Source organism: Comamonas aquatica (assembly GCF_018064205.1).
Taxonomy (GTDB): domain Bacteria; phylum Pseudomonadota; class Gammaproteobacteria; order Burkholderiales; family Burkholderiaceae_C; genus Comamonas; species Comamonas aquatica.
The window spans coordinates 430,414-456,666 of the sequence record NZ_CP072916.1; the positions used below are offsets into that span (position 1 = coordinate 430,414).

Here is a 26,253-nt window from a genome sequence, read left to right on the forward strand (position 1 = left end):
ACGTCCCTCAACGTCTGAGCCCCCGGCGCCCCGCGGCAGATTCCGACGGGCCTGCTTCGCGGTCATACTGGAGGCTTTATGGCATGGCAGGCGCCCCGCCGCGCCTGTGACACCGAAGGCCCGTATGACCGCACTCCACGCACCCCTGATCATCGACATCGCCGGCAAGGCCCTGACCGATACCGACCGTGACCGCCTGGCGCACCCGCTGGTTGGCGGCATCATCCTGTTCACCCGCAACTGGGAGGACCGTGCCCAGCTGGTGCAGCTGTGCGCGGACATCAAGGCCGTCAAGCCCGACCTGCTGATCTGCGTGGACCATGAAGGCGGCCGCGTGCAGCGCTTCAAGACCGATGGTTTCACCCACCTGCCACCCATGCGCGCCTTCGGCGAGATGTGGATGGACGACGGCAAGGGCAAGAAGCGCCACAAAGGCCACGGCGCCATGCGCGCCATGAACGCCGCCACGGCCGCCGGCTATGTGCTGGGCAGCGAGCTGCGTGCCTGCGGCGTGGATTTCAGCTTCACGCCCGTGCTGGACCTGGACCATGGCGCCAGCGGCGTGATCGGCGACCGCAGCTTCCACCGCGACCCGCGCGTGGTCGCCGCCCTGGCCAAGAGCCTGATGCACGGCCTGCTGCAGGCCGGCATGGGCAACTGCGGCAAGCATTTCCCCGGCCACGGCCATGTCACGCTGGATTCGCACGTGGACATGCCGGTGGACAAGCGCAAGCTCAAGAAGATCCTGGCCGACGATGCCGCGCCCTATCCCTGGCTGTCCAGCGTGCTCACCGCCGTCATGCCGGCCCATGTGATCTACCCCAAGGTCGATGCGCTGCCCGCGGGCTTTTCCAAGGTCTGGCTGCAGGACGTCCTGCGCGGCGAGCTGCGCTACGACGGCGCCATCTTCAGCGACGACCTGAGCATGGAGGCGGCGCGCCGCATCGACGGCCAGGTCATCAGCTACACCGAGGCCGCGCTGCGCGCTCTGGCCGCCGGCTGCGACATGGTGCTGCTGTGCAACCAGAGCCTGGGCGCGCACGTGGATGAACTGCTGGACGGCATGGACGATGCCCTGCGCACCGGGCGCTGGGTGCCCGATGCCGACTCCGAATCGCGCCGCGTGGCGCTGCTGCCCGAGACCGTGCCCCAGCCGTGGGACGAGCTGATGCTGCAGCCGGCCTACCGCGACGCCCTGGGTTTGTTGAAGTGAACGGAATGAAGCAAGCAATGAAAGTGGGCGTATTGACAGGCGGCGGCGATTGCCCCGGCCTGAATGCCGTGATCCGCGCGGTCACGAAATCCTTGATCAGCCAGGGCCAGTGCGAGGTCATCGGCATCGCCGATGGTTTCGAGGGCCTGATGGGGGCCACGCCCCGCGTCAAGCCGCTGACCTGGGACGAGGTCTCGGGCATCCTGCACATCGGCGGCACCATCCTGGGCACCAGCAACAGCGCCAACCCGCTCAAAAGCGAGGCCACGCTGGCCCAGGTGAAAAGCAATGTGCAGGCGCTGGGCCTGGACGTGGTGGTGGCCATCGGGGGCGACGGCACCATGAGCCTGGCCAACGGCTTGGCGAATGCCGTGGGCATGCAGTGCGTGGGCGTGCCCAAGACCATCGACAACGACATTGCCAGCTGCGAGCGCAGCTTTGGCTTCGACACGGCGGTGGCCACGGCCACCGAGGCGCTGCGCCGCATCGAAAGCACGGCCAACAGCCACCACCGCGTGATGATCGTCGAGACCATGGGCCGCAACGCCGGCTGGCTGGCGCTGGAGGCGGGCGTGGCCGGTGCGGCCGACATCATCCTGCTGCCGGAGATCGATTACGACCTGCAGGCCATCGTCGACGTCTGCCGGGCGCGCGAGCAGCGCCAGCGCTACACCATCATCTGCATCGGCGAGGGCGCCAAGGAAAGCGGCCACAGCCTGACGGTGCGCGAGACCATCGCCCACAGCCCCGACCCGGTGCGCCTGGGCGGCGTCGGCCATGTGCTGCGCGAACGCCTGCAGCCCCACCTGCGCAGCGAGGTCCGCACCACGGTGCTGGGCCACGTGCAGCGCGGGGGCGATCCCACGCCGTTCGACCGGGTGCTGGCCACGCAGTTCGGCCACCATGCCGCGCAGCTGGTGCTGTCGGGCCGCTTTGGCCGCATGGTCACGCTGCAGCAGGGCCAGATTGGCAGCGTGGAGATCGCCCAGGTTGCCAATACGCAACGCAGGATCGACCTGGCACACCCCTTGCTGACCATGGCGCGCGATATTGGCATTTGCCTGGGGGAAGCTGCGCATTGAGCGGTTTTTGCGCCGATCGCACAGCAAAGCAGCCCGCGGGCTGCTTTTTTGTTGCATGCAATCCGCAGCGATTTATGTCAGCAAACGTTAAAAAAATTTGGAGATTACGGGTATTCCCTGTGTAATTGTTGCCGTTTGTAGCCCCTGTGCCGCGATGCGTTGGCTTCGCGGCTTTTCCTTTTCAGAGTCGGTATGCAGTTCAAAAATTTGTCCGTTGCCAAGAAGATTTGGCTGTTGATGCTCCTGGTGATGGCGGCCATGCTGCTGGCCGGGGTGGGAATGACCGCCAGCATGAAGCAGCTGGAAAGCCACCTGCGCGAAGAAGTCCAGACCATGGAGGAGCGCATCCGCCTGGTGGTGGAGCTGCGCGGCAGTGTGGAGACGGCGGCGGGCTACCTGATCGCCGGCAACCTGGCGCAGGACAGCGAGTCCATGCAGTTCTTCGAGGGCAAGTTTGGCCAGGCGGCGGCCCACATGACCGAGCTGATGCAGTCGACCGAATCGCGCCTGCGAAGTGCCGAAGGCCGGGCCCTGTTCCAGCAAATCGTGGACAAGCGCGCCAAGCTCAACACCGTGGCCGAGCAGGTGGGCCTGGAGCGCCGCAACGACGGCGACGTGGTGCGCCTGGTGCGTGCCGACCTGGTGCCGGCGGTCGAGAGCTTCATCGCGGACCTGAACGCCCTGGTGCAATTGCAGGAGCAGATGCTGGCTAGCACCCTGGCGCAGGCCGAGCGTGAACGCACGACCAGCTATGCCCTGGGGCTGGCGGCCCTGGCCGTGGTGGTGGTGTTAGGCCTGCTGCTGGCCGTCTGGCTGGTGCGCCAGTTGACCGCCCCGCTGGCGCGGGCCGTGGCGCTGTCGCATGCGATTGCGGCCGGCAATCTGACGCAGGACGTGCACGACGACCGCAAGGACGAACTGGGCGAGCTGCTGCGCAGCCTGAGTGCCATGACGCAGAAGCTGCGCAGCGTGGTGGGCGAGGTGCGCAACGGTGTGGATTCTGTCTCTTCGGCTGCCAGCCAGATTGCCATGGGCAACCAGGACCTGTCGGCCCGCACCGAGCAGACCGCCGCCAACCTGGAGGAAACTGCGGCCAGCATCGAGGAGCTGACCGCCACCGTGACCCAGTCGGCTGACACCGCGCGCCAGGCCAACCAATTGGCTTCCACGGCGGTGCAGGCCGCCGAGCGTGGCGGCGAGGTGGTGCAGCAGGTGGTGCACAGCATGGAGCAGATCAATGCCTCCAGCCGCAAGATCAGCGACATCATCGGCGTGATCGATGGCATCGCCTTCCAGACCAACATCCTGGCGCTGAACGCCGCCGTGGAAGCCGCGCGGGCCGGCGAGCAGGGCCGCGGCTTTGCCGTGGTGGCCGGTGAAGTGCGCAGCCTGGCGCAGCGCAGCGCCGAGGCGGCCAAGGAGATCAAGCAGCTGATCACCGCCAGCGTGGGCAATGTGGATACCGGTTCGGCCCAGGTGGCGCAGGCCGGCGAGAGCATGCAGGAGATCGTGGCCAGCGTGCGCCGCGTGACGGATTTGATTGGCGAGATCACGGCCTCGGCCACCGAGCAGCGCGACGGCATCGGCCAGGTCAACCAGGCGGTCAGCAACCTGGACCAGATGACGCAGCAGAACGCCGCCCTGGTCGAGGAATCCAGCGCGGCAGCCACCTCGATGAACGAGCAGGCGCAGCGCCTGGCCGATGTGGTGGCCGTGTTCAACGTGGGGCAGGGGGCCGTGGCGGCCCTGGCCCGGCCAACCGTGGCCGCGCCTGCTGTGCGCACCGCTGCGGCCCCGGCCCAGCGGGGCGCCCAGGGCGTGGCCAGCGCCCAGCCCGCCGTGACCCCGCCTGCCGCCGTGGCACCGGCCCCGGCCAAGAAGGCCCCCGCTGCGGCCAAGCCGGCGGCAGCGCCCCAGCTGCTCAAGCCCGCGCCGCTGTCCAGCAAGGCCACGGCCCCCAACGACGACGACTGGGAAACCTTCTGAGCCCGACGGTCGCGCACCGGTCAAGGAGCCTTGCGGCTCCTTTTTTTATGCGCAAAATAGGCCTTGGGCGCAGATTCCATCAGCGCAGACAGCTATCAAACTTTTAAAGGAATGCCATGGACCGGCACGAAGAGGCGGTGATGCAGCTGATGACTGCGAACGGGGACACCTTCATCGCGGCGCACTACGACGTGGCGGCTGGCTGGATGCGGCCCAGCCTGGTGGCGCTGCGCCCGGCCAAGAAGCAGGTCTGGGTGGTTGAGGTCTCGGCCTCCGGCTACCCGCTGGGCCTGGTGGACAAGGTGAACCAGCGCGTGGAGAAATGGTATGCGCCGCTGCTGGAGCAGCTGCAGCGCCTGCAGGTGACGGGCAGTGACTGGAGCATCGGCCTGTTGGTGTTCGTGCGCGATGACCAGATCGACTGGCTGCGCGGCCGCCTGCAGGATGCGGCCGGTGTGCAACTGCTGAGCCTGGAGACCGCCAGCAGCCCCTGGCTGTGGGACAGCGTGGTGTGGACCGAAGACATGGACTTTGCCCTGGGCCACATCCCGCGCCGCGACGGTGGTGGCGCCGCCGCCGGGCCGGCCACCACGCACTGAGCTGCCCGCCGGGCCGCCAGCGGGGGCACGGGCGGCGGGGCTTCAGGCCTGCAGGGCCGGGACGGCCAAGCGAGGCGTGCCCGCGTCGGTCTGGAACGCGCTGGCACTGCGCAGCAGGCCCTGGGACTGGCTGTGTAGGCTGCTGGCCGCGGCGGCCATCTCTTCCACCAGAGCGGCGTTGTGCTGGGTGCTGTTGTCGATGTCGGACAGGGCACCGCCCATCTGCAGCACGCCCGTGCTCTGCGCCTGGCTGGCCTGGGCAATGTCCTGCACCAGTGCGGTCACGCGGTGGATGGTGGCTTCGATGCTGTCCATGGTGCTGCCGGTGGCGCCGGCCTGCTGCACGCCGGCGGTCACGCGCTCGGCGCTGCGCGCGATCAGCGTGCTGATGTCCTTGGCCGCTGCCGTGGTGCGCTGCGACAGGGCACGCACCTCGCTGGCCACCACGGCAAAGCCGCGGCCTTGCTCGCCGGCGCGCGCGGCTTCCACCGCCGCATTCAGCGCCAGGATGTTGGTCTGGAAGGCGATGCTGTGGATCAGGCTGGTGATGTCGGCAATGCGCTGGCTGCTGTGTTCGATGTCCTGCATGGTCTGCACCAGTTGCAACATGCTGCCGCGGCCGTCGGTGGCCACCTGGCTGGCCTGGCGCGCCAGCGCCAGCGCGGATTGGGCGTTGTCGGCGGTGTGGCGCACGTTGCCGGCCAGGGCCTCCATGCTGGCATTGCTTTGCTGCAGGGCGCTGGCCTGGCTTTCGGTGCGGCGTGACAGGTCGTGGTTGCCGCCGGCAATCTGCTGGCTGGCCGTGGCCACTTGCTCGGCGTCGGCGCGCACCTGCTGCACCAGCTCGGACAGGCTGGATTGCATGTGCTGCAGGGCCTGCATCAGGTCGGTGATCTCGTTGTGGCCTGCGATGGTGATCGGTTGGCGCAGATCGCCCGCGGCAATGCCCCGGGCCACGTCCACAGCCTGGGCCAACGGGCGGGTGATGTGGCGGCTGTAGCCCACGCTGGTCGCCAGCCCCACGGCAAACACCAGCAGGCACACACCCAGGCTGAGCCAGCGGGCCCGCTCGGCCATGGCCTGGGCCTGCTCGGACAGGGCGGCGCTGTCGGCGGCGATCTGCTGGGCGGCCTGCTCCAGCAGGGCGGCGGGCTGGCGGTCGATGCCGCGGACCTGGGCGTCGCCCACGCGCGGGTCGTGGCCGCTGTCGATGAAGGCCTGCAGGCCGGTGCGGTAGGCCTGGCCCATCTGGCGGTGGGCCTGCAGGAATTGTTCGACCTGCTGGCGGGCTGGGCCGGCCGGCAACTGGTCCAGCAATTGCTGGCTGTGCGCCTGGATGGCCTGCTCCTGGCTTTCGAAGGCCTGCCAGTAGCGGGTGCGGTCCTGGTCCTGGTGGCCGCGCAGCAGGATGTTCTTCCATTCCTGGGCCTGCAGCTTGAAATCGTTGAGCATCAGGCTGGTCAGCCGTTCGTGCGCCATGTGGCGGGCCACATCGTCGTGGTACAGCGACAGGGCCTGTTGCTGGCGCAGCAAGCCAAACAGGGCTGCGCACAGCATGAGCAGCAGGGCACTGGCAATCACCAGCGGCAGTTGGAGACGGAGCTTCATAGGGGAGGGGGCAACAGACGGAACCAGGCGCATGCGGGCAGCGGTAGGCAGCCCTGGCGCGCGCAGGCCCGCATCTTCGGGCAGCCGCCTTAGCCAAGGGGGACCAGGGGTTAAGCGGGGCTCACTGCGGGGTACCGCACGGCTGCATGGCCCTGAGGGGGGGCGCCGTGATCGACGCACGCCGCTTGGGGGGTAGAGGGCGCGCAAAACTTTATGATGCTGCGCAGTGTGCGCATGCCGGGGCCCCTGGGGGCTGTCCGGGGTGTGCGGGATGCCCACTTTTTTCTGGATTTGAAGCTTGCCATGACCACCCTCGGAACCCCCCTCACCCCCCACGCCACCAAAGTCATGCTGCTGGGCAGCGGCGAGCTGGGCAAGGAAGTGCTGATCGCCCTGCAACGCCTGGGCGTGGAGACCATCGCGGTCGACCGCTATGACCACGCCCCCGGCCAGCAGGTGGCCCACCATGCGCGCACCATCACCATGAGCGATCCGACCCAGCTCAAGGCCTTGATCGAAGCCGAAAAGCCCGATCTGGTCGTGCCCGAGATCGAAGCGATTGCCACGCCCATGCTGGAAGAGCTGGAAGCCGCCGGCGTGGTCACGGTCATCCCCACGGCGCGCGCCACGCGCCTGACCATGGACCGCGAAGGCATACGCCGCCTGGCGGCCGAAACCCTGGGCCTGCCCACCAGCCCCTACCGCTTCTGCGATTCGCAGGAGGAGCTGCAGGCCGCCATCGACGGCAGCGACGGCCAGGGCGCGATCGGCTACCCCTGCGTGGTCAAGCCGGTGATGAGCAGTTCGGGCAAGGGCCAGAGCAAGATCGACGGCCCCGCCGATGTGCAGCAAGCCTGGGACTACGCCATGGCCGGTGGCCGCGTGGCCAAGGGCCGCGTGATCGTTGAAGGCTTCATCGACTTCGACTACGAAATCACCCAGCTGACCGTGCGCGCCAAGGGGGTGGATGGCCAGGTCGCAACGCATTTCTGCGATCCGGTGGGCCACATCCAGCAGGCGGGCGACTATGTGGAAAGCTGGCAACCCCATCCCATGTCCGCCACGGCCCAGGCGAAGTCGCAGCAGATTGCCCAGGCCGTGACCGACAACCTGGGAGGCCTGGGCCTGTTTGGCGTGGAGCTGTTCGTCAAGGGGGAGCAAGTGTGGTTCAGCGAAGTCTCGCCGCGCCCGCACGACACCGGCCTGGTGACGCTGTGCACCCAGTGGCAGAGCGAATTCGAGTTGCATGCCCGTGCCATTCTGGGCCTGCCGGTGGACACCAGCCTGCGCAACCCCGGCGCCAGCGCCGTGATCTACGGCGGCCAGGATGCCGAAGGCCTGGTGTTCGACGGTGTGGACGAAGCGCTGGCCATTCCTGGCACCGACCTGCGCCTGTTCGGTAAGCCCGAAAGCTTTGTGAAGCGCCGCATGGGCGTGGCCCTGGCGCGCGCTGCGGACGTGGAGCAGGCCCGCGTGGCGGCCAAGCTGGCCGCCAGCAAGGTCCAACCGCGCAAGCCCTGAAACGCAAAATAAATAGCTGCTGGCGCTCTCTGGATAAGGGCTAGCGGCTTAAAAAGCATCAAGCCGCTGTGCAGCACTTTCTACACAGCGGCTTGGTACCGCACGCGGTGTGCGCAACTGGCGTGGCCCATGCCAGGGACGCCGAGCAAGGGCCACCCCGCAGCGAAGGTGTCGTCCCCTTGCCCGCGGTGCGCAGCACGGCGAGCGCGAGAGGAAGGCGCGCAGCGCCACAGGGGCGTGCACTGCTTTAGCGGCGCTGGGCCGCCAGTTTGCGCACCTCGCGCACCAGCAGGTCGACCTCCTCGAAGGTGTTGTAGAAGGCCAGCGAGGGGCGCACCGCCGTCTCCACGCCAAAGCGGCGCAGGATGGGCTGTGCGCAGTGGTGGCCAGTGCGCACGGCAATGCCTTCGGCGTTCAGCGCCTTGCCGACTTCCTCCGTCGTATAGCCTTCCAACGTGAACGACAGCACGCTGGCCTTGCCCGGCACGGTGCCGATCAGGCGCAGCCCGGGGATGGTGGCCAGCTGCTGCATGCCGTAGTCCACCAGGGCGTGTTCGTAGCGGCTGATGGCCGCGATGCCGATGCGTTCCACATACTCCAGCGCGGCGCCCAGGCCCACGGCGTCCGCGATGTTGCCGGTGCCGGCTTCAAAGGTGTTGGGCAGCGGCTGGAACACGGTTTTCTCAAACGTCACGTCCGCAATCATGTTGCCGCCGCCCTGCCAGGGCGGCATGGCCTCCAGCACGGCGCGGCGCCCCCAGAGTGCGCCGATGCCGGTGGGGGCAAAGATCTTGTGGCCCGAGAAGACAAAGAAGTCCGCCCCCAGATCCTGCACATCGACCGGCGTGTGGGCGATGGACTGCGCGCCGTCGATCAGCGTGGTGATGCCACGCGCCTTGGCACGCGCCACCACCTCCTTGACCGGCACCACGGTGCCCAGCACATTGGACACATGGCCGATGGCGACGATCTTGGTGCGGTCGTTCAGCAGCTGGTCGTATGCGTCCAGGCGGATCTGGCCCTGGTCATCGACCGGAATCACGCGCAGCCTGGCCCCCTTGGCCTGGGCCAGTTGCTGCCAGGGCACGATGTTGGCGTGGTGCTCCAGGTGGCTGACGATGATTTCGTCGCCTTCGCCCACGTTCTGCCCGCCCCAGGCCTTGGCCACCAGGTTGATGGCTTCGGTCGTGCCGCGCACGAAGATGACTTCGTTCACCTCGGGCGCGTGGATGAAGCGGCGCACCACTTCCCGGGCGTGTTCGTAGGCGTCCGTGGCGCGGGCCGCCAGCGTGTGGGCGGCGCGGTGGATGTTGGAATTCTCGTGCGCGTAGAAGTGCGCAATGCGCTCGATCACCTGGCGTGGCTTGTGCGTGGTGGCGGCGTTGTCCAGCCAGACCAGTGGCTTGCCGTGGATGCGCTCTTGCAGGATGGGAAAGTCGCGGCGCACCGCCTGCACGTCAAAGCCGGGGTGGCGGTCGGCCTGGGCCTGCGGTGTGCTGGCTTGCTCCCCATGGGGATGGGCCTTGGCCGGGGTGACAAAACCGCTGGGCAACTGCACAGCATCGACAAAGTAGAACTGCGGGGCAGCGGCATGGCCGCTGCCAGGCAGTCCGGCCGCAGGCGCGGCGGGTGCCGCGAGCAGGCCCGCAGGGATGCCGGGCACGAAGGGCGTGCCGGAAGCAGGCCCAGAGCGGCCCAAGGCCGCTACGGCCTGCTGGCTCAGTGCATCCAGCCCGGCGTGGGGCGCGGCGGTCGAACCGGCCTGGGGCACCGCGCCATCCGCCGCGGGGCGCAGTGTGGCCGCGTCGGCGGCGGTGGCCTGGGGCACGCCATCGGTGGCATGGCCCAAGCGGGGCTCATAGGCGGGCAAGGCGGCAAACGCCTGGTCGGGTACGCCGTTGCCGGCCACCGCGTGGGGGCGCAGTGCTTCGGCGCGGTGGCCCAGGGCCAGCACGGTGCCGGGGGCGCTGGGCAGCAGGTTGGTGCCCGGAATCTGCCCCTGGGGAATGGGCGTGCCAGGCACATTGGGGGAAAAGCCTGCCGGGCTGGCCAGTGGCGAGCCGCCCGGGGCCCAGGTGGTGGGCGGCTGGGCGCCGAAGGCGGCCGTGGACGGTGGCTGGGGCGTGGCGCTGCCGGGCAGGCTGCGGAACAGGGCCGTGGCCAGCTGGGCCAGGGCCCCGGTGTCCAGCGGTGCGGCGGGGGGCGAAGGCAGCGAGGGCGCCAGCGGGGCCGCCTGGGCGGCCGCCAGCGTGGGCGCGTGCGCGGGGGTGGTGCTCAAAACCGCATCTCCTGTGGTGCGCGATATGAAAAGGTGAGCTGCTTGCGCGCTCTGGCTATGCGCGGTTGGCGGTTTTGATGCACAACCACCGCCCGCGCAGCGCGGGGCTTACTTGTAGGTGTCCAGCACCGAGTAGTCGTGGTACTTGTGGATTTCCACGTCGTCCAGCACGGCCACGGCATCGGGGGTGAGCACGGCCAGCGAGCAGTACAGCGAGATCAGGTAGCTGGCGATGGCGTGGTTGTTGATGCCCATGAAGCGCACCGACAGGCCTGGGCTTTGTTCGCCGGGCAGGCCGGGCTGGAACAGGCCGACCACGCCCTGGCGGCGGTCGCCCACGCGCAGCAGCAGGATCTTGCTCTTGCCGTCGGCCACCGGCACCTTGTCCGACGGAATCAGCGGCACGCCGCGCCAGGTGATGAACTGGCTGCCGAACAGGCTGACCGTGGGCGGGGGCGTGCCACGGCGCGTGGCTTCACGGCCGAAGGCGGCAATGGTCAGCGGGTGGGCCAGGAAGAAGGCGGGCTCTTTCCAGACCTTGGTCAGTAGCTCGTCCAGGTCATCTGGCGTGGGCGCGCCGGTCAGCGGGAAGATGCGTTGTTCGTCCGTCACCTGGGCCAGCAGGCCGTAGTCGGGGTTGTTGATCAGCTCGCTTTCCTGGTTCTCCTTGATGGTCTCGATGGTCAGGCGCAGCTGTTCCTTGATCTGGTCGTGCGGGCTGCTGTACAGGTCGGAGATGCGGGTGTGCACATCCAGCACGGTGGAGACCGCGTTCAGGAAGTACTCGCGCGGTTGGGCGTCGTAGTCCACATAGGTGCGCGGCAGCTGGTTCTCGTGCTGCTTGGCGGTGCAGGTGACCTGGATGTCCTCCGGGTTTTTGACCTGGTTGACGCGGTAGATGCCGGCCTCCACCGGCACCCATTGCAGCAGATGGGTCAGCCAGCGGGGCGTGATGTTGGCTAGCTGCGGTGCGGTCTTGGTGGCATTGGCCAGCTGGCGGGCGGCGTTGTCGCCCAGGGCGGTGGTGCCGCCGACGGTTGCTGTCATGGGAAAAGGCTCCTGGTGGATGCGGGGCGGGAAAAAATGGGGGTAGGCGGAGCACCAAGCTCTGCGCCAGTGTTCAACGGGGGCGGTGCGGCTTCAACCGGCTATCGCCACCAAGCTGGCCGCCAGGCGCTGGCGCTGGTGGTCGCGCTGCTGGCAGATGCGTTCGGCATGCGCCAGCAGCGTGGTGCTGCTGACTTGCAGCGCCTGGGCCAGCTTGTGCAGCGTGAGCAGCGAGGGGGCGACCTGGCCGCGCTCGACCTCGCCCACATAGGAGCGGTTCAGGTCGGCCTGGGCCGCCAGTTGCTCCTGCGACCAGCCGCGCCCTTCGCGCAGCTGGCGCACGGCCAGGCCGAAGTCCTGGATCACGTGGGGCCCTGGCATGTTCAGGCTGCCACACGGGCGGTGGTGGTGGGGAGGATGGCAGATGCCACCGGTGTGGTGACACCGGCGCCGCCACTGTGTTCCACGGCCTGGCGCAGGCTGGCCTGGCTGACATGGGCGCCGGCGGGCACGTCCTCGGTGATCCAGACATTGCCGCCGATGACCGCACCTTGGCCGATGGTCACCCGCCCCAGGATGGTGGCGCCGGCGTAGATCACCACGTCGTCCTCGACGATGGGGTGGCGTGCCCAGCCTTTTTGCAGGTGGCCCTGGGCATCCTTGGGGAAGCGCTTGGCGCCCAGGGTCACGGCCTGGTAGATGCGCACGTTCTGGCCGAGGACGGCGGTCTCGCCGATCACCACGCCCGTGCCGTGGTCGATGAAGCAGCCCGGACCGATCTGCGCACCGGGGTGGATGTCGATGCCTGTCTGCCCATGGGCCAGCTCGGCCACGATGCGCGCCAGCAGCGGCAGATCCAGGCGGTAGAAGGCGTGGGCGATGCGGTGGTGGATGAGGGCCAGCACGCCGGGGTAGCTCAGCACCACCTCGTCCACGCTGCGCGCGGCCGGGTCGCCGTGGAAGGCGGCCAGCACGTCGGTGTCCAGCAACTGGCGCAGGCGGGGCAGCTGCTGCGCAAAGGCCTGCACCGTCTGCAGCGCCAGGGCGAAGTGGTCCTGGGCCGCCGCGCCCGTGCTGCGGTGGCGGTAGTGCAGCTCGATCTGGGCCTGGGTCTGCAGAACCTGCAGTGCCGTGTCCAGCGTGTGGCCCACGTAGAAGTCTTCGCTGGCGTGGCGCAGGTCGGGCGGGCCCAGGCGCAGCGGGTAGAGCACGCCTTTGAGTCCCTCCAGGGCCTGGGCAATCGCGGCGCGCGCGGGAAATTCGCGGTGGCCGGGGTCGGTGCGGTTCTGCTGCTCGCGCCAATGGTCGCGGACCTGGCGCAGTTGCTGAACGATGGTGCTGATGTCGAAGGTGCTCATGGGGGCAGTCCGGTGAAAGGGCGGAGGAGGGGCGTTCGTCCTAGTCCTGCACCCAGGGCAGGCCGTAAAAGCGCCAGCCATTGAAATGGCCGCGTTGCTGCAGAGCGTCGTGGTCGCCCTCAAAGCCTTCGCTGACGTTGAAGACATGGACCAGGCCGGCCTTGGCCGCTTCCTGGGCCGCCAGGGCCGAGCGTTTGCCGCTGCGGCACAGCAGCAGCACGGGCAGCAGCTGGGGCTGCTTGGCGTGCAGGGCGGCCAGCTCCCGGGCAAAGCGCGGGTTGCGGGTCAGCGCCGTGCCGCTGGCCCAGGCCACATGGGCGCTGCCCGGGACCTGGCCGACGAACTTGCGTTCCTCGGCGGTGCGCACATCCACCAGCAGGGCCTGGCCTTGCTGCACCAGAGGCCAGGCCTGGAGCGGGGTCACGCTGCCGGCGTAGGGCAGGCCTTGTGCCTGGGCCTGTGCCAGGGCTTGCTGCAGCACGGCAGGCAGTGCGGGGGGCTGCTGGGGGGCGGCCGCGGCTGCGGCGGGGGTGTCGGTGGTGGCGTGTGTCATGGCGTGGCCTTTCGGTGCAATCCATCGCAGGAAGATGGCGATAGCCACCATCTTGCGAGCCGGTGGCGGGCGCTCCAACGAACAAAAATGGATGTGCTTGCGCGCAAAACGACTAAGGGCTGCGGGCCGTGTGCCGGCCGCCTGCGGTCGTGGCGCGCGGGCTGCGGCTGCCTGGCGATGGAGGCGCCCCGCAGACGCTGCGCGCAGTGCGTACCCGGTTGTCATCAAAGCGTCGCAGGCGGCGCGTAGCCTGTGTGGCAAAGCCACAAACTGCCAACCACGAAGGTGATTGATGAATTGGGACAACCGAGAAGAACTGGTGCGCCGTATCGAGAGCGACCTGCTGGACAGCCTGGACGAAGAGCTGGAGCTGGAGATCGAGGACCGCACGGGCGTGCTGGGCGCCGTGCCGGGTAGGGCAGAGGGGGCCCCCGAAAGCCATGCCCAGCGCGTGGCGTATTTCAAGGAGCTGTTCCGCCTGCAGGGCGAGCTGGTCAAGCTGCAGGACTGGGTGGCCTCCACCAAGCAAAAGGCCGTGATCCTGTTCGAGGGGCGCGATGCCGCCGGCAAGGGCGGCGTGATCAAGCGCATCACCCAGCGCCTGAACCCGCGCGTGTGCCGCGTGGTGGCGCTGCCGGCGCCCAACGACCGTGAACGCACACAGTGGTACTTCCAGCGCTATGCGGCCCACCTGCCGGCCGCGGGCGAGATGGTGCTGTTCGACCGCAGCTGGTACAACCGCGCCGGCGTGGAGCGGGTGATGGGCTTTTGCTCGGACGACGAGTACGAGGAGTTTTTCCGCTCCGTGCCCGAGTTCGAGCGCATGCTGGTGCGCTCGGGCATCCGCGTGATCAAGTACTGGTTCTCCATCACCGACGAAGAGCAGCACCTGCGCTTTCTGGGGCGCATCCATGATCCGCTCAAGCAGTGGAAACTTTCGCCGATGGATCTGGAGTCGCGCCGCCGCTGGGAGGACTACACCCGCGCCAAGGAGGTGATGCTGGAGCGCACCCACATCCCGGAGGCGCCGTGGTGGGTGGTGCCGGCCGATCACAAGAAGCAGGCGCGGCTCAATTGCATCCGCCACCTGCTGACGCAGTTCGATTACAACGAGGTGCCCCGGCCCGAAACCAGCCTGCCGGAGCGCGTGCGCCATGCGGATTACATCCGCCATCCGGTACCCGCCAGCATGCTGGTGCCCCAGCTGTATTGAGCCACACGCCCCCGGGGCATGAAAAAAGCCCTGGTGCGGTGCAGCAGGGCTGGGGCCAGGGGCGCCGGTGCGTCAGGGGAAGCTGGCGCTCTTGGGGGCTGGGGCAGGTTCTGCCGCTTCCGGGGCCGGCACCTGCGCGGCGGGCTTGTGCAGCTTGTCCTCGGGCAAGGGGGTGCCCATGCGCCAGCGGCGCACCACGCGCTGGAAGATCAGCGAGTTGGGGATCTGGATCAGCGTGCCGGGGATGGGCGCGGTGGCATCTTCCAGCGTGGTGTAGAGCAGGTTGATGTCGATCACGCGGCCCAGGGCACCGGGCTTCTCGGCCGTGTCCAGCACCTCGATGTGGTCGCCCACGCGGAAGGGGCCGACGGTGAAGATCAGGAAGGCGCAGAACAGATTGGACAGCACGCTCCAGGCGGCAAAGAAGGCCACGGCGCCCACGGTGGCAAAGCCGGTGAAGGCCGACCACAGCACGCTGGCCGAGACGCCCATGCGCTCCAGGATCAGCAGCACGGAGCCCGCAATGATCAGCCAGCGCACCACGGTGTGGATGGGCATCAGCAGCTCGTTCGGGAACTCGTAGTGGTCGCTGGCGCGCTGGATGACGCGCTTGAACAGGCGGTGCAGCAGCCAGGCCACCAGCACGATGAGCAGGATCTGCAGCACAGGAATGGCGATTTCCAGCCAGTCCTGCATCCAGGCAGGCAGGCGGGTACGCAGGCCAGAAATACGGTCGATCAGGGTCACGGTCGGTAAATTCAAAGCGGTGTTCTTCTTCCGATACTAACGAAGCGGGGTCCATGCCCCGGCGCTTGGGGGCATGGCAGAAATCAAAAGGGACCCGCAGGTCCCTTTGGAAGTGGTTGGATCGCGGAGGATCAGGTTTGTTCGCGGCGCAGGGCGGGGAACAGGATCACGTCGCGGATGCTGGCGCTGTCGGTCAGCAGCATCAGCAGGCGGTCGATACCGATGCCGCAGCCTCCGGTGGGGGGCATGCCGTATTCCAGGGCGCGCACGAAGTCGTGGTCGAAGTACATGGCTTCGTCGTCGCCACCGTCCTTGGCTTCCACCTGGGCATTGAAGCGCGCGGCCTGGTCTTCGGCGTCGTTCAGCTCGGAGAAACCGTTGCCGAATTCACGGCCGGTGATGTACAGCTCAAAGCGCTCGGTCACTTCGGGGCGCTCGTCGTTGGCGCGCGCCAGCGGCGAGATTTCGGTGGGGTGCTCCATGATGAAGGTGGGGTTCCACAGCTTCTCTTCGACCACTTCCTCGAAGTACAGCACCTGCAGGCTGGCCAGCGAGCGGCTGGACAGCTTGTCCTTCTCCTCGTTCATGCCCAGCTTCTTCAGCGCGTTGGTCAGCCAGTCGCGGTTGGTCACGTTGTCACCGGCTTCGGTGTACTTGACGATGGCTTCGGGGATGGTCAGGCGCTCAAACGGCTTGGTCAGGTCCACGGGCTTGCCACCGTAGGTGCACTCCAGCGTGCCCACGGCCTTCATGGCGGCGTCGCGCACCAGCTGTTCGGTGTAGTCCATCAGGTCCTGGTAGTTCCAGTAGGCCGCGTAGAACTCCATCATGGTGAACTCGGGGTTGTGGCGCACCGACACCCCTTCGTTGCGGAAGTTGCGGTTGATCTCGAACACGCGTTCAAAGCCACCGACGATCAGGCGCTTGAGGTACAGCTCGGGCGCAATGCGCAGGTACATCTCCTGGTCCAGCGCATTGTGGTGTGTGACGAAGGGCTTGGCGTTGGCACCACCGGGGATGGGGTGCAGCATGGGCGTTTCGACTTCCAGGAAGCCATGTTGCACCATGAAGTCGCGGATGCCGGCCACGGCCTTGCTGCGCGCCACGAAGCGCTTGCGGGCGTCTTCGTTCATCATCAGGTCAACGTAGCGCTGGCGCACCTTCTGCTCGGGGTCGGCCATGCCATGGAACTTGTCGGGCATGGGGCGCAGGCTCTTGGTCAGCAGGCGGATGCGCGTGGCCTTGATCGACAGCTCGCCGGTCTTGGTCTTCATCAGCTGGCCTTCGACGGCGATGATGTCGCCCAGGTCCCACTTCTTGAAGTCGGCGTAGACCTCTTCGCCCACAGCGTCGCGGGTGATGTAGGCCTGGATGCGGCCGGTGGCGTCCTGTACGGTGGCAAAGCTGGCCTTGCCCATGACGCGCTTGAGCATCATGCGGCCGCCGACGGAGACGGTGATGGCTTCGGTGTCCAGCGCCTCGGCTTCCTTGCTGCCATGGGCCTCGACCAGCGGCAGGGCACGGTCGGCGGGCTTGAAGTCGTTGGGGAAGGCCACGCCACCGTGGGCCTTGACGGACTCGCGCAAGGCTTTCAGTTTTTCGCGGCGCTCAGCAATCAGTTTGTTTTCGTCTTGGGGGGCAGCGACTTCTGCCTCGGGGGAGTTGTGTTGTTCAGACATGGATGAGCGCAGCGCAAAGGCTGAGGAAACAAGCCAAAACCGGAGATTTTAGTTTTTTTGCGCCCGATCGGCAGGCCGGCGTGGGAATCTCTGTGAATCCGCTGAACGGCCGGGGGCGATGGGGCGCGGTGCTTGCAGAAAAAGATCGGCAAGCGGTTGATTTGTATAGGTTTTGCACGCAAATGTATTGAAGATGGGCTGTCCATCTGCGCCAGCAGCTATGGTTTTGTGTAGTACGGCGCGCCTGACCTCAGGGCGTGATGCCGGCGCGCTCCAGCGTGTCGGCCACCAGCTCCAGGCGCACCAGGGGGCTGTCCAGCTCCAGCAGGCACAGCTGCAGCTTGCGCTCCATGGGCAGCAGTTCGCACCAGCGGTTGGCCACCCAGCCGCAGTCGGCGAACTGGGCGTCGGTGGCGCCTTCCAGGTGGTTTTGCGGAATCTTCTGCAGCACCAGGCGCAAGGTCGTGGCCGTATGGCGCAGGTAGGAGGGGATGGGGATGGTGTGGTCGGCGGGCAGCAGCTCCACGTCGGCCACCCACAGGCCCAGTGGCAGCTTGCGTGCCGTGGCGATGTGAAAGCGCTCCCGGCCGCTGCAGTGCAGCAGCTCCAGTCCGGTGCTCAGCGGTGACAGCGAGGCGATGGCGGCAATCGTGCCGGTGGCATAGAAGGTTTCGGGCGGCAGGTGGGGCTGGTGGATTTCCTGTCCGCTCAGCAGCGTGACCACGCCGAAGGGCGCACCGGCTTCGCGGCAGCCGTGCACCATGTTGCGGTAGCGGGCCTCAAACACCCGCAATGGCAGGTGACCGCCGGGAAACAGCACCGCATGCAGGGGAAACAGCGGTAGCGAAATGAGCGTTAACGGCGAGGTCATGGCTGCATGCGGTGATTCTGCTGGCTATGATGGCCGCCAGTGCCTGCCGGTGGGCGTAGGCTGACAACGCGCGGACCTGCATGTGGGATATGGTTGTGCGCGTAGTTCTTCAACCTTTGTGATCTCCATGATTGTTCAAATTCTTCAATTCCTGCTGGAGGTCGTCAGCGGCCTGATCGCTGGCGCCTGCTTGCTGCGCCTGTACATGCAGGCGCAGCGCATTCCATTCAACAACCCGGTGGGGCAATTGGTGTTCGCACTGTCCGACTGGATCGTGATGCCGCTGCGCAAGATCATCCCTAGCCGCAGCCAGTACGACCTGTCGAGCCTGGTGGCCGCGGTGCTGGTGATGTTGGTGCAGTACGTGCTGCTGTGGCTGCTGCTGGGCGCCAATGGCAACCCCGGCCTGGTGCCCGTGCTGGCGCTGTTCGGCCTGTTGCGCATGGTGCTGACCGGGCTGATTGGCATCCTGATCGTCTACGCCATCCTGTCCTGGGTGCAGCCGCACTCGCCGATCGCCGGCATCCTGCACCGCCTGAGCGAGCCCTTGCTGCGGCCGCTGCGCAAGCTGATTCCCCTGATCGGCGGGGTGGACCTGTCGGCCCTGGTGGCCATCATCGCCCTGCAGGTGTTGCTGATGGTGCTGGGCAACGTGCAGTTCGGCGTGCTGGCCAGCATGGCCACTGGTGGCTGAAGCGGCACGCCATGGCCCCGGCCTGCGTGCCGGCATGAAAAAAGGCTCCCAACCGGGAGCCTTTTTGTTGGGCACACAGCCGCTGGATCAGTCCTGCACCACGGCATCGGCCGGCAGGCGCTGCAGCATGGCCAGGGTGCTGGCCACGGTGTCACGCAGTTCGCGGCGGTCGACGATCATGTCCACGGCACCCTTTTCCTTGAGGAACTCGGAGCGCTGGAAGCCCTCGGGCAGCTTCACGCGCACGGTGGTTTCGATCACGCGGGGGCCGGCAAAGCCGATCAGCGCCTTGGGCTCGGCCATCACGATGTCACCCACGAAGGCGAAGCCGGCCGACACGCCGCCCATGGTGGGGTCGGTCAGCACGGAGATGTAGGGCAGTCCCTTTTGTGCCAGGCGGGTCAGCGCGGCATTGGTCTTGGCCATCTGCATCAGGGACAGCAGGCCTTCCTGCATGCGGGCGCCGCCGGTGGCGGTGAAGCACAGGAAGGGCACTTTCTGTGCGATGGCGGTTTCCACGCCGCGCACGAAACGCTCGCCCACCACGGAGCCCATGGAACCGCCCATGAAGTCGAACTCGAAGCAGGCGGCCACCAGCTCGATGCCCTTGACGGTGCCGCCCATGACGATCAGCGCATCGGTCTCGCCCGTATTTTCCAGGGCTTCCTTCAGGCGTTGGGGGTACTTGCGGCTGTCCTGGAACTTCAGGGCATCGACGGGAATCACTTCCTGGCCGATTTCATAGCGGCCTTCGCCGTCCAGAAAATGGTTCAGGCGCGCACGCGCACCGATGCGGTGGTGGTGGCCGCAGGTGGGGCACACGTTCTGGTTGCTTTCCAGATCGGTCTTGTAGAGCACCGACTCGCAGCTGGGGCACTTGACCCACAGGCCCTCGGGGATCTGCTGTTGGCGATCCTTGGGTTCGGTTTGCTGAATTTTGGCAGGCAGAAGTTTTTCGAGCCAGGACATACGGTTTCCTCTTCAAGGCGATCGGGCAGCGGGCCGGTGCGGCGGCCGCCCGGGGTCGCATTATGCGTCCATCGCTTTGCGCACGCCGCGCAGAAAGTCAATGGTCAGCGGGACAATCTTTTCGTGGGGTTGATCTTCCAGCAGCTGGATGATCTTGCTGCCGATGATGACCGCGTCGGCCATCTGGGCCACCGCGTGGGCCGTCTGGCCGTCACGGATGCCAAAACCCACGCCGACTGGGATGTGCACGTGCTGCTTGATGCGCGGCAGCATCTCGCCCACGGCGTCCAGGTCCAGCGCGTTGGAGCCGGTCACCCCCTTGAGCGAGACGTAGTACACGTAGCCACTGGCCACGCGGGCCACCTGCTGCATGCGTTCGTCGGTGCTGGTGGGGGCCAGCAGGAAAATCTGGTCCATGCCCTTGGCGCGCAGCTTGGCGGCAAAGGCTTCGCTTTCTTCCGGTGGGTAGTCCACGACCAGCACGCCATCCACGCCGGCTTCGGCCGCATCGTTGACGAAGGCGTCCGTGCCGTGCACCTGGTCGTAGCGCTCCACCGGGTTGGCATAGCCCATCAGCACCACGGGGGTGGTGTGGTTCTTCTGGCGGAACTCGCGCACATAGGCCAGCACGTGCTTGAGGCCCACGCCATTGGCAATCGCACGGTCACCGGCCTTCTGGATCACCGGGCCATCGGCCATGGGGTCCGAGAACGGCACGCCCAGCTCGATGATGTCCGAGCCGGCTTCCACCATGCCGTGCATCAGCGAGGGCGTGATGGCGGCAAACGGGTAGCCGGCCGTGACGAAGGGGATGAGGGCCTTGCGGCCTTCCTGGTTCAGTTTTTCGAAAGTGGCAGCAATTCTGGATGGTTGCGGGCTCATGCAGCGGGCCCTCCCTTGACGGTCAGACCGCGCATCGATGGGCGGTCATAAAAATCCGCGCCCGACAGGTCGGCCACGGTGCCGATGTCCTTGTCCCCCCGGCCTGACAGGTTGACCAGGATGGATTGTTCGGGCTTCATGGTCTTGGCCAGCTTCATGGCATAGGCCACAGCATGGCTGGACTCCAGCGCGGGGATGATGCCTTCGACGCGGCACAGGTAGTGGAAGGCTTCCAGCGCTTCCTTGTCGGTGATGCCCACGTACTGGGCACGGCCGATCTCCTGCAGCCAGGCGTGTTCGGGCCCTACGCCGGGGTAGTCCAGGCCGGCGCTGATGGAGTGAGTCTCCAGCACCTGGCCGTTCTCGTCCTGCATGATGAAGGTGCGGTTGCCGTGCAGCACGCCCGCGCTGCCCTTTTGCAGCGAGGCCGAGTGCTTGCCAGTGTCCAGGCCTTCGCCCGCAGCTTCCACGCCGATCAGCTGGGTGTTCTCGAACGGGATGTAGGGGTAGAAGATGCCCATGGCGTTGGAGCCACCGCCCACGCAGGCGACAACGGCATCGGGTTGCTCACCGGCCATCTTCAGTTCCTTGAAGATCTCGGGCATCTGTGTCAGGCACTCTTCGCCGATCACGCTCTGGAAATCACGCACCATGGCGGGGTAGGGAGCCGGTCCGGCCACCGTGCCGATGATGTAGAAGGTGTTGTCGACGTTGGCCACCCAGTCGCGCATGGCTTCGTTCAGCGCATCCTTGAGGGTCTTGGAGCCGGATTCCACAGGCACCACGGTGGCGCCCAGCAGTTTCATGCGGTAGACGTTGGGGCTTTGGCGCTTGACGTCCTCGGCACCCATGTAGACCACGCACTCCAGGCCGTAGCGCGCGCAGATGGTGGCCGTGGCCACCCCGTGCTGGCCCGCGCCGGTCTCGGCGATGATGCGCGGCTTGCCCATGCGCTTGGCCAGCATGGCCTGGCCGATCACGTTGTTGATCTTGTGCGCGCCGGTGTGGTTCAGGTCTTCGCGCTTCAGATAGATCTGCGCGCCGCCCATCTCCTGGGACATGCGCGCGGCGTGGTAGACGGGCGAGGGACGGCCGACGAAGTGCGCCAGCTCGGAGCGGAATTCGGCGACGAAGGCCGGGTCGTGCTGGTACTTGGCATAGGCGTCACGCAGCTCGGCCAGGGCGTGGGTCAGCGTCTCGCTGGCGAAACTGCCGCCATAGGGGCCGAAGTGACCGTGGGCATCGGGATAGGAATATTCGTACATCAGGATTGGGGGGCAATGGGTGCATCGGCAGCACGCACGGCTGCAACGAAGCGTTGAATCTTTTCAGCATCCTTGACACCCTTGAGCGGCGTGCCGTCAGGGCGGGTGGCTTCGACGCCGGAGCTGACATCAACTGCCAAAGACAGGCAGCGGGGTCGTACCAGACGGATGCCATCGGTCACGTTTGCAGGCGTAAGCCCACCAGACAAGACGAGGTGAGCGTTGACGCTTGTTGGAAGGAGTGACCAATTGAATGCTTTGCCTGCACCACCGTAGCCGTCCACATGGGCGTCCAACAGAATGGCCTGGGCCTGAGAGTATTGATGGGCGTATTTTACGAGGTCAAAGTCCCGGGCGTCATCCCCAAGGGGTATGCGTGCCGCCCGCAGGTAGCGGTGGCGCCCTTGGTCCGTGGCGTCCGCACAGGCGGCCGGGCTCTCGTCGCCGTGAAACTGCAGCAGCGCGTGGGGAATGGCGGCCAGCGCGGCGGCGATCTCGGCCGCCGTGGCGTTGACGAACAGCAGCACCGGGGTGACGAAGGGGGGCAGGCGCCGTGCCAGCTCGGCCGCGCGCGCCAGGCTCACGGCACGTGGGCTGGGGGCGTAGAGCACAAAACCCAGGGCGTCCACACCGGCGGCCACCGCCGCGTCGACATCGGCTTCGCGGGTCAGGCCGCAGACCTTGATGCGGGTGCGTGAAATAGGAGCGTTCAGCGCTTGGTCCATAAGGGTCTCATGCCAATTTGGCGTGGAATTGATGCTCAGGGCAGCCAGTCGAAGCCGGGCACACGGTCGGGCAGTTGCCACTGGGGATCGTACACAGGCCCCAGGAAGTACAGACCATGCGGTGCAAACGTCGGCGCTGCGGCGTCGCGCGAGCGCGCTGCCAGCACCTGGGCCATCCATTCGGGTGGGTGCGAACCCTGGCCGATGTAGACCAGGCAGCCCATGATGTTGCGCACCATGTGGTGCAGGAAGGCATTGCCCTCGAACTCGAAGCGCCAGTAGCAGCATTCCATCTCGCGGTGCTGGGCCGAGGCCACGGTGCGGCGCGTGATGTCGATGCGGTGCAGGGTCTTGACCGGTGTCAGCGCCTGGCAGGCCGAGGCGCGGAACGAGGTGAAATCATGCTCGCCAATCAGGCAGGACGCGGCCTGGCGCATGGCCTCGCCATCCAGCGGGTTGAACACCCAGCCCACCCGCCCGGCTTCCACGCTGGGGCGCACCGGCGACTGCAGCAGTACATAGGCGTAGCGCCGCGCCGTGGCACAGGCGCGGCTGTGGAAGGCGTCGGGCACGGCCCGCGCCCACTGCACGGCGATGTCGGGGGGCAGGAAGGTGTTGGTGCCGCGCACCCAGGCGGTTTCCGGCCGCTGCAATGCGGTGTCAAAGTGCACCACCTGCATCAGCCCGTGCACCCCGGCATCGGTGCGGCCGGCGCACAAGGTGGACACGCCCTGAGTAGCAAAGCGGCCCAGGGCCGCTTCGAGTTTGTCTTGAACGGTGTTGCCGTTCGGCTGGCTTTGCCAGCCGTTGTAGGCCTGGCCGTTGTAGCTCACGCCCAGGGCTATGCGCATGGTGGCTCCCAGGCCAGCGGCCGGGCCGCTTCAGAAAAAATACGGTGCATCAATCAAGTTCGGACAGCATCTTCTGGGCACGGTCCTTGAGCGGGCCGCTGGCCTCGGCCAGCACTTCCTCGATCAAGGCCCGGGCGCCTTCGCTGTCGCCGATGGAGTTGAATTCCTGGGCCAAGTCCAGCTTGGTCGACAGGGGGTCGTCCGCGGCATTGTGCACGGCTTGGGGTTCGGCTGCAGGCGCGGCGTCGGTGCCCAAATCCAGATCCAGGGAACCCAGGTCGAATTCCAGGTCCTGCGGCACCGCCGGTGCGGGGGCGGGCTCGGCGGCCGTGCCGACAGGTGCAGCGGTGTCGGGGGATGGGCTGTCCAGGTCAAAGTCCAGTCCAGCACCCAGATCCGTTTCGGCGCCCTGGGCGGCGGGTGGTGGGGTGTCCGCCACAGGCGCAGGCACGTCAAAGCCGGACAGGTCCAGATCCAGCCCTTCCAGGCCCTGGCGGCTTTCTTCGCCGATGACGGTGTCCTGCACCAGGGTGGGTGGGTCCTCGACAGCCGGAGGGGCCGTTACGTCGAGCTGGCTGTCCAGGGTCGAGGGCAGCTCCAGCGCCGCAAAGTCGTCGTCCGACGGTGGCTGCGCCGCCGGGACATCCGCCACAGCAGGGGTATTGGCGGTGATCAAGCCCTCGGGCAGGTCCAGGTTGAGGTCCAGATCCGGGAGATCGGGCGTGTTAGCTGCGGCGGCGGCCGCCACCGCGCCCGCCGCCGCAGCCACGGGTGTCGCAAGCTCGGGCTTGGCCGCATTCAAGGCTGCGGCAAACGAGGAGGCGGGCTTGCTGCCAGTGGCCGAGGCACCAGTGTCGGCGCCGGCAAAGAAGGTGTTGGTGGGGTCCAGGCTGCGGCCCATTTCCACCACGCGCTGCCATTCGGGGTCCTGGGGCTGGCTGACGGGCTGCATGCCCCGGGCCGTGTTCTCCAGGGCCTTGATGTCATGGCGCTTGACGTAGATTTCCGCCAGCTTCAGGTGGATGGACAGGCGCTCGGGCTGGTTGCGCAGCGCTTCCTTGAGGATTTCCTCGGCCTGTACGTCGCGGCCATAGGCCAGGTAGACATCGGCCTCGGCCACGGGGTCGACATCGCCGCCGCCATCGAGCTGGCTGGGCGAGTAGGCCATGGTGGTGGCGCTGCCTTCGGCATTGCTGGTGTCGACCTGCTGGCCGCCGCTGCCGCCGAAGAACGAATCGGGCTGCAACTGGCTGTCGCCCAGCGCGGGGTCCTCGGATTTGGACTGGGCACGGCGGCGTTTCCAGGCGGTATAGCCCAGCAGGCCCAGCAGCAGTGCCACGGCGGCGCCCCCGGCGGGGACCAGCGGATTGTCCAGCAGCTCGTCGGTGAGGGAGGCTTCGGCCAAGGGCGCTGCCGGCGCGACCGCTGGCTTGGGGGCCGGCTGGGCCGCTGCCTGGGGGGGCGGTGCGTCGCTGGCCGCAGGTGGTGTGGCTTCGGGGGCCTTGTCGCCACTGGCGGGGGGCGCCTCGGGGGCGGCGGCCGTGATCGCGGGGGTGTTGGCAGCGACCTCCACACCCGGGGTGGCGGTTGTGCTGGCGGGCTGCTCGCCCGCAGCGGGTGCTGGCGCGGTGGCAGGGACGGCGGGTTTGGCCGCGGCGTTGTTCTGGGCCAGTTCGTTGAGCTCGGCCAGATTGCGCTGCAGCTCATTGAGGCGGTTGCTCTGGTCTTCGGCCTGCTTCTGGATGGCCATCTTTTCTTCGGCGGCCGCGCTTTGGACGGCGCCCTTGGACAGGGTCAGCTTGTCCGGCGTGGCCGCGGCGGCGCTGGCATCCTCGACGTGGGCCTGGACCTGGCCACCGGAGCTGCGGTCGGCTGCCTGCACGGTCGCTTGCGGGGCCTTGGAGGCCAGGCTGCGGCGGTAGGTGTTGAAGTCACGGCTTTGCGCGGCGACGATCTGGCGTGCCTCGCTGGCGGAGGTCTCCAGCGCCTGTTCGCGGCTGGGCATCTGCACCACGGCACCGGCGCGGATGCGGTTGACGTTGCCGTTGATGAACGCCTTGGGATTGCTGCGCAGCATGGCCACCAGCATCTGGTCCAGCGACACGCCGTTGGGGCGGTTGGCGTTCGCCAGGCGCCCGGCTGTGTCGCCGGCCTGCACCCGCAGGCTGTCGTTGCGGGGCTCTGTTGCCGCAGGCGCCGCGGCGGCCGGGGTGGGTGCGGTGGCGCGTGGGCGTGGGGCGGGGCTGGGCGTTGCGGCCGGCGCAGCGGCCACGGGGGGCGTCACCTGGGCAGGCGTGGGCGCAGGGGCCGCGCGGCGCTGGCTGGCTGGGGGGTCCAGCAGCAGGGTATAGGTGCGCACCAGATTGCCAGTGCTCCACTGCGAGTCGATCACCAGGTCGACAAACGGCTCATTGATCGGGGTGTTGCTGCTCAGGCGCAGGCTGGCCGTGCCGTCGGGGTTGCGCTGCAGGCTGACCTGCACACTGCGGGCGGCGCTGCTGTAGTCCATGCCCTGGGCACGGAAGACCTCGGGGGCGGCGATCTGCACGCTCAGGCTGTTCATTTCCGCTGCGGTGATCTGCGGGATCGCGATCTCCGCGCGCAGGTTTTCACCCAACGCCGACTGGATGCGGATGGGACCCAGGGCCAGGGCTGCGGCATCGGTGGGGGCAAGGGCCACAGAAACAAAGGCCGCGGCGGCCAGGGCTGAAAGTTTCCAACGATGCATGTTTGCAGTCACGTTCAAAAGGTGTTGTGCCGCTGCGGTGGCAGCAAGTATGGGGAGGGGCGCGCCCGGGCGTAGGCACTTGCGAACGACCTTAGCAGCATTACCAGGGGCAGACAAGCGCGCACAAAGCACGGGAATCCAAGCCTTTTCCAGGCTTCGCTGGGGCGGGACGCCATTATGGCAAGCCCTTGCCCCGGATGGCCGGCCCCCGCGCGCGATTGTCCGGCTGCCTGGGATTTTCGGCGGGCAGCCCGCGCGCCCGTGGATTGGCGCAGTGAATTGTTAAGCAATGTTGTCGCTGCGACACAGCCACACCCGGGTCTGCCGGGGTCGGCGCAGGCGCTGCAGCCACAAAAAAAGGGAAGCCATGTGGCTTCCCTGTGG

General features: G+C 67.3%; 22 protein-coding genes. 7 read left to right on the plus strand and 15 right to left on the minus strand.

The genetic code is table 11. The features are described from left to right. The first annotated feature begins 124 nt into the window (after window positions 1–124). The 4 genes from nagZ (at window position 125) to KAQ61_RS02025 (ending at window position 4,880) form a co-directional block, all read left to right on the plus strand. On the plus strand, window positions 125–1,213 hold the full coding sequence (nagZ, locus tag KAQ61_RS02010; RefSeq protein WP_210930336.1) for a beta-N-acetylhexosaminidase: 1,089 nt from the start codon (window positions 125–127) through the stop codon (window positions 1,211–1,213). A 17-nt stretch (window positions 1,214–1,230) separates the two neighbouring features. Then, window positions 1,231–2,295, plus strand: a complete 1,065-nt coding sequence (locus KAQ61_RS02015) for a 6-phosphofructokinase (RefSeq protein WP_210931663.1) — start codon at window positions 1,231–1,233, stop codon at window positions 2,293–2,295. Window positions 2,296–2,487: 192 nt separating this feature from the next. Then, complete coding sequence (locus KAQ61_RS02020) at window positions 2,488–4,281, plus strand: methyl-accepting chemotaxis protein (protein ID WP_210930337.1); 1,794 nt, start codon at window positions 2,488–2,490, stop codon at window positions 4,279–4,281. Window positions 4,282–4,397: 116 nt separating this feature from the next. Further along, window positions 4,398–4,880 carry a hypothetical protein gene (locus KAQ61_RS02025; protein WP_042411287.1) on the plus strand — a complete coding sequence of 161 codons (483 nt, stop codon included), beginning with the start codon at window positions 4,398–4,400 and terminating at the stop codon, window positions 4,878–4,880. A gap of 42 nt (window positions 4,881–4,922) precedes the next feature. Here the strand turns inward: KAQ61_RS02025 and KAQ61_RS02030 are convergent, their stop codons facing one another. Then, complete coding sequence (locus tag KAQ61_RS02030; RefSeq protein ID WP_210930338.1) at window positions 4,923–6,488, minus strand: methyl-accepting chemotaxis protein; 1,566 nt, start codon at window positions 6,486–6,488, stop codon at window positions 4,923–4,925. A gap of 303 nt (window positions 6,489–6,791) precedes the next feature. On the opposite strand from KAQ61_RS02030, the gene purT reads away from it, so the two are divergent. After that, window positions 6,792–8,009: a formate-dependent phosphoribosylglycinamide formyltransferase gene (purT, locus tag KAQ61_RS02035; RefSeq protein ID WP_210930339.1), complete on the plus strand. Its 1,218-nt coding sequence runs from the start codon at window positions 6,792–6,794 to the stop codon at window positions 8,007–8,009. A 247-nt stretch (window positions 8,010–8,256) separates the two neighbouring features. Here the strand turns inward: purT and KAQ61_RS02040 are convergent, their stop codons facing one another. From KAQ61_RS02040 to KAQ61_RS02060, 5 genes are all read right to left on the minus strand, one after another. Beyond that, window positions 8,257–10,221: a family 2A encapsulin nanocompartment cargo protein cysteine desulfurase gene (locus KAQ61_RS02040; RefSeq protein ID WP_476728543.1), complete on the minus strand. Its 1,965-nt coding sequence runs from the start codon at window positions 10,219–10,221 to the stop codon at window positions 8,257–8,259. A gap of 174 nt (window positions 10,222–10,395) precedes the next feature. After that, entirely contained in the window at window positions 10,396–11,334 is a 939-nt protein-coding gene (locus KAQ61_RS02045) for a family 2A encapsulin nanocompartment shell protein (RefSeq protein WP_045267315.1), read from the minus strand. Between the two features lie 93 nt (window positions 11,335–11,427). Further along, window positions 11,428–11,715: a helix-turn-helix domain-containing protein gene (locus KAQ61_RS02050; RefSeq protein ID WP_210930340.1), complete on the minus strand. Its 288-nt coding sequence runs from the start codon at window positions 11,713–11,715 to the stop codon at window positions 11,428–11,430. Between the two features lie 2 nt (window positions 11,716–11,717). Beyond that, window positions 11,718–12,692: a serine O-acetyltransferase EpsC gene (gene epsC, locus KAQ61_RS02055; RefSeq protein WP_210930341.1), complete on the minus strand. Its 975-nt coding sequence runs from the start codon at window positions 12,690–12,692 to the stop codon at window positions 11,718–11,720. 40 nt (window positions 12,693–12,732) lie between these two features. Further along, entirely contained in the window at window positions 12,733–13,245 is a 513-nt protein-coding gene (locus tag KAQ61_RS02060) for a rhodanese-like domain-containing protein (protein ID WP_210930342.1), read from the minus strand. Between the two features lie 292 nt (window positions 13,246–13,537). On the opposite strand from KAQ61_RS02060, the gene ppk2 reads away from it, so the two are divergent. Further along, window positions 13,538–14,458: a polyphosphate kinase 2 gene (gene ppk2, locus KAQ61_RS02065; RefSeq protein ID WP_210930343.1), complete on the plus strand. Its 921-nt coding sequence runs from the start codon at window positions 13,538–13,540 to the stop codon at window positions 14,456–14,458. Window positions 14,459–14,530: 72 nt separating this feature from the next. On the opposite strand, the gene KAQ61_RS02070 is transcribed toward ppk2, so the two are convergent. From KAQ61_RS02070 to KAQ61_RS02080, 3 genes are all read right to left on the minus strand, one after another. Beyond that, window positions 14,531–15,154 (minus strand): mechanosensitive ion channel family protein, encoded by a 624-nt coding sequence (locus tag KAQ61_RS02070; RefSeq protein WP_045268033.1) that lies wholly within the window; start codon window positions 15,152–15,154, stop codon window positions 14,531–14,533. A gap of 182 nt (window positions 15,155–15,336) precedes the next feature. Next, window positions 15,337–16,884: a lysine--tRNA ligase gene (gene lysS, locus KAQ61_RS02075; protein WP_045267311.1), complete on the minus strand. Its 1,548-nt coding sequence runs from the start codon at window positions 16,882–16,884 to the stop codon at window positions 15,337–15,339. Window positions 16,885–17,134: 250 nt separating this feature from the next. Further along, window positions 17,135–17,755, minus strand: coding sequence for an LON peptidase substrate-binding domain-containing protein (locus KAQ61_RS02080; RefSeq protein WP_210930344.1), 621 nt, complete (start codon window positions 17,753–17,755; stop codon window positions 17,135–17,137). A 127-nt stretch (window positions 17,756–17,882) separates the two neighbouring features. On the opposite strand from KAQ61_RS02080, the gene KAQ61_RS02085 reads away from it, so the two are divergent. After that, complete coding sequence (locus KAQ61_RS02085; protein WP_154163765.1) at window positions 17,883–18,449, plus strand: YggT family protein; 567 nt, start codon at window positions 17,883–17,885, stop codon at window positions 18,447–18,449. A gap of 87 nt (window positions 18,450–18,536) precedes the next feature. On the opposite strand, the gene accD is transcribed toward KAQ61_RS02085, so the two are convergent. From accD to KAQ61_RS02115, 6 genes are read right to left on the minus strand one after another with little or no spacing between them, the layout of a single operon-like run. Beyond that, on the minus strand, window positions 18,537–19,418 hold the full coding sequence (gene accD / locus KAQ61_RS02090; protein ID WP_042411272.1) for an acetyl-CoA carboxylase, carboxyltransferase subunit beta: 882 nt from the start codon (window positions 19,416–19,418) through the stop codon (window positions 18,537–18,539). A 60-nt stretch (window positions 19,419–19,478) separates the two neighbouring features. Then, window positions 19,479–20,300: a tryptophan synthase subunit alpha gene (trpA, locus tag KAQ61_RS02095; RefSeq protein ID WP_210930345.1), complete on the minus strand. Its 822-nt coding sequence runs from the start codon at window positions 20,298–20,300 to the stop codon at window positions 19,479–19,481. After that, window positions 20,297–21,565, minus strand: coding sequence for a tryptophan synthase subunit beta (gene trpB, locus KAQ61_RS02100; RefSeq protein ID WP_210930346.1), 1,269 nt, complete (start codon window positions 21,563–21,565; stop codon window positions 20,297–20,299). The genes trpA and trpB overlap by 4 nt, the downstream gene beginning before the upstream one ends. Continuing rightward, window positions 21,565–22,290, minus strand: a complete 726-nt coding sequence (locus KAQ61_RS02105) for a phosphoribosylanthranilate isomerase (RefSeq protein ID WP_210930347.1) — start codon at window positions 22,288–22,290, stop codon at window positions 21,565–21,567. The genes trpB and KAQ61_RS02105 overlap by 1 nt, the downstream gene beginning before the upstream one ends. Before the next feature lie 35 nt (window positions 22,291–22,325). Continuing rightward, a complete protein-coding gene (gene truA, locus KAQ61_RS02110; RefSeq protein ID WP_210930348.1) occupies window positions 22,326–23,141 on the minus strand; it encodes a tRNA pseudouridine(38-40) synthase TruA in 816 nt (271 codons plus the stop codon). Window positions 23,142–23,190: 49 nt separating this feature from the next. After that, window positions 23,191–25,869: a motility hub landmark protein FimV gene (locus tag KAQ61_RS02115; protein WP_210930349.1), complete on the minus strand. Its 2,679-nt coding sequence runs from the start codon at window positions 25,867–25,869 to the stop codon at window positions 23,191–23,193. Window positions 25,870–26,253 lie beyond the last annotated feature (384 nt).